Consider the following 3,113-nt stretch of genomic DNA (forward strand, 5'->3'; position numbering starts at 1 on the left):
GGCGCCACCGTCCGCACGGCGGCCAACGTCGACAAGAGCTGGGTCGACCGGGACGCGCGCGCGTTGTTCAGCGACCGCCTGGGCGGCCTGCCGGTGACCGTCGTCAACGACGCGGACGCGGCCGGCGTCGCCGAGATGCACTTCGGCGCGGGGCGCGGCCGCACGGGCACGGTCGTCCTCCTCACCTTCGGCACCGGCATCGGCAGCGCCGTCTTCACCGACGGCGTCCTCGTCCCCAACACCGAGCTGGGCCACCTGGAGCTGGACGGCCACGAGGCCGAGAAGCGGGCCTCCAGCAAGGTCAGGGACGACCACGACATGTCCTGGGAGGACTGGGGGCACCGGGTGCGGTCCTACCTCGCCCACCTGGAGATGCTCTTCTCGCCCGAGCTGTTCATCATCGGCGGCGGGGTCAGCCGCAAGGCGCACAAGTTCCTGCCGTACCTCGACGGCATCCGCGCGGAGATCGTCCCGGCCCAGCTGCAGAACAACGCGGGGATCGTCGGCGCGGCGATGCGGGCGGCGGAGGGGCAGCCGGCCGCCGGCTGACGTCGCGCGGCGCGGGGTGGGCGCCGGCCGGGGGACCGGCCGCCGGGGGCGGGCGGAGCGGTGCAGGTCAGGCCGGTGCGCGGCCCTCGCGGGCGGCGACCCGGCGCCGTACCAGCCGGATCCGGCGCACCAGCACGATCGTGCCGGTGACCAGGGTGCCGCCGTACAGCCACCCGGCCTCCGTGGCCAGCGCGGTCACGAAACCGGTGAGCGCGCCGGTGAAGCCGTCACCGCCGTCCGCCACGGTGGGCAGGCCCACGGCGAAGGCGATCGGCACCACGATCGGCGCGGTCAGCAGGTCCACCCCGCGCACCCAGCAGGCGGTCAGCGCGCAGGCCGGCAGGAACAGCGCGCCGTACACCGTCCGCGACGCCCCGAACAGCGCCAGGTCGAGGAGCCCGAACACGAGCATCGCCGCCGCGCAGAACAGACCGCCGCCCAGCCCGGTCAGCCGCGGGCCGGGCAGCGGGCGCGCGGCCCGGGGCGAGGCCGGTCCGGACGGCTGCACCGGCGCGGGCCCGCGAGCGGCGGCCCCGGGCAACCGCCGGGCTCCCGGTCCCGCCCCCGGCCCCGGCACCCGTACGGCGCCCCTTGCCTCCCGTGCCCCCTCTGCGTCCCGTACGCCCTTCGCTTCCTCCCGCACGCCCCCCGCATCCCCCACGTCTCTCACGGCCCCGGCATCTCGCGGGTCCCCCGTGCCGCGGTCGTCCACCGGCCCGCCGGCGGCGCCGTCGGCCGCCGGCAGGCTCCGCTCCGCCCGGCCCTGCGGGGGCAGCGGCGGCCGGTCGCCTCGCGGTCGGTATCGAGCAGGTCGCGTTCCGTGTTGCTCCACTGGTCCAACTTAGGTCGGTTAATGTGCGGAATCGGCTCTCGGACACGCCGAGGGCCGGTTTGGCCATGCGTTCGACTGCCCGCGTGCTCCGTACCGCACACCCCGTAGACTGGTGGATCGGCCCCGTCCGGGCCCCGCTCCCTCCGCACCCTCACGTACGGGAAGTCGCAACGTGTCGCTCACGATCGGAATCGTCGGTCTGCCGAATGTCGGCAAGTCGACCCTGTTCAACGCCCTGACCAAGAACGACGTGCTGGCGGCCAACTACCCGTTCGCCACGATCGAGCCCAACGTCGGCGTGGTCGGCGTCCCCGACCCGCGCCTGACCAAGCTGGCCGAGATCTTCTCCTCGGAGAAGGTCCTCCCGGCCACCGTCGACTTCGTCGACATCGCGGGCATCGTGCGGGGCGCGAGCGAGGGCGAGGGCCTGGGCAACAAGTTCCTCGCCAACATCCGCGAGTCCGACGCGATCTGCCAGGTCATCCGCGCCTTCAAGGACGAGAACGTCGTCCACGTCGACGGCAAGGTCTCGCCCAAGGACGACATCGAGACGATCAACACCGAGCTGATCCTCGCCGACCTCCAGACCATCGAGAAGGTCCTGCCGCGCCTCCAGAAGGAGTCGCGCATCAAGAAGGACGTCGCCCCCAAGGTCAAGGCCGTCGAGGAGGCCAAGGAGATCCTGGAGAAGGGCGACACCCTCTTCGCCCACGGCATCGTCCAGAACACCGAGCGCGCCGAACTCCTCCACGACCTGCACCTCCTCACCACCAAGCCCTTCCTCTACGTCTTCAACGTCGACGAGGACGAGCTGACCGACGAGGACTTCAAGAACGAGCAGCGCGCCCTGGTCGCCCCCGCCGAGGCGATCTTCCTCAACGCCAAGCTGGAGGCGGACCTCGCCGAGCTGGACGAGGAAGAGGCCCTGGAGCTCCTCCAGTCCGTGGGCCAGGACGAACCCGGCCTCGCCACCCTCGCCCACGTCGGCTTCAACACCCTCGGCCTCCAGACCTACCTGACGGCCGGCCCCAAGGAATCCCGCGCCTGGACCATCAAGAAGGGCGCCACCGCCCCCGAGGCGGCCGGTGTCATCCACACCGACTTCCAGAAGGGCTTCATCAAGGCGGAGGTCATCTCCTTCGACGACCTGGTGGAGACGGGCTCGGTCGCGGAGGCCCGGGCGAAGGGCAAGGCGCGCATGGAGGGCAAGGACTACGTGATGCGGGACGGGGACGTGGTGGAGTTCCGCTTCAACGTCTGACACGTCCAGCAAAAGGCCGCCTGACCTGCGACGGAGTGGGTCGGGCGGCCTTTGCGGTCCGTACGGAGTCCGCAGCGTGCTGGATGACTCCGGCACGCGGGGGAGCGGTTACGCCGCTTCGTCGACCTGTGGCTGGGCATCGGTGGACCGGTCCGCGTACGCCTGGTCGACGGCGGCCCGGGTCCGCTCCTCGGAGTCGTGCCACAGGTGGGTGTAGACGTTCAGCGGCATGGCCGCGTTGGTGAGGCTGCGGCGCTCGGAGACCGTCCTTCACGGACTCGCCGTGCTTGGTCAGCAGGCTGGCGTAGTGATGCCGGAGGGCGTGGGGTCCGGTGCCCTTCGGTATGCCGGCCTTCGCGCAGGCGGGCCGCCAGGACCCGTTCATGAAGTGCGTGTAGACCACGGGTCCGCACAGTGACCACGTAGCCTCGAAGGGCGCAGTCGGCGCCGCTGACACCAGTCAGATGCCCC

The 3,113-nt window shown here is 71.7% G+C and carries 4 protein-coding genes; 2 read left to right on the forward strand and 2 right to left on the reverse strand.

Features of this window, described 5'->3' with window-relative positions; genetic code table 11:
* Nucleotides 1-549, forward strand: a 549-nt coding sequence (gene ppgK / locus RIF68_RS32350; protein WP_309054828.1) for a polyphosphate--glucose phosphotransferase, incomplete at its 5' end; no start/stop codon positions are given.
* 67 nt (nucleotides 550-616) lie between these two features.
* On the opposite strand, the gene RIF68_RS32355 is transcribed toward ppgK, so the two are convergent.
* Nucleotides 617-1,057: a DUF6542 domain-containing protein gene (locus RIF68_RS32355; protein WP_309054829.1), complete on the reverse strand. Its 441-nt coding sequence runs from the start codon at nucleotides 1,055-1,057 to the stop codon at nucleotides 617-619.
* A 496-nt stretch (nucleotides 1,058-1,553) separates the two neighbouring features.
* Between RIF68_RS32355 and ychF the strand changes: the two genes are divergently transcribed.
* Nucleotides 1,554-2,642: a redox-regulated ATPase YchF gene (gene ychF / locus RIF68_RS32360; RefSeq protein ID WP_309054830.1), complete on the forward strand. Its 1,089-nt coding sequence runs from the start codon at nucleotides 1,554-1,556 to the stop codon at nucleotides 2,640-2,642.
* A gap of 108 nt (nucleotides 2,643-2,750) precedes the next feature.
* Here the strand turns inward: ychF and RIF68_RS32365 are convergent, their stop codons facing one another.
* Nucleotides 2,751-2,873 (reverse strand): hypothetical protein, encoded by a 123-nt coding sequence (locus RIF68_RS32365; protein WP_309054831.1) that lies wholly within the window; start codon nucleotides 2,871-2,873, stop codon nucleotides 2,751-2,753.
* Nucleotides 2,874-3,113: the final 240 nt, after the last annotated feature.

This window comes from Streptomyces sp., assembly GCF_031178505.1.
GTDB lineage: Bacteria > Actinomycetota > Actinomycetes > Streptomycetales > Streptomycetaceae > Streptomyces > Streptomyces gulbargensis.

Excerpts from the sequence above, each read along its gene's own strand:
- RIF68_RS32365 (WP_309054831.1), bottom strand. The coding sequence starts at position 2,873 with ATGCCGCTGAACGTCTACACCCACCTGTGGCACGACTCCGAGGAGCGG.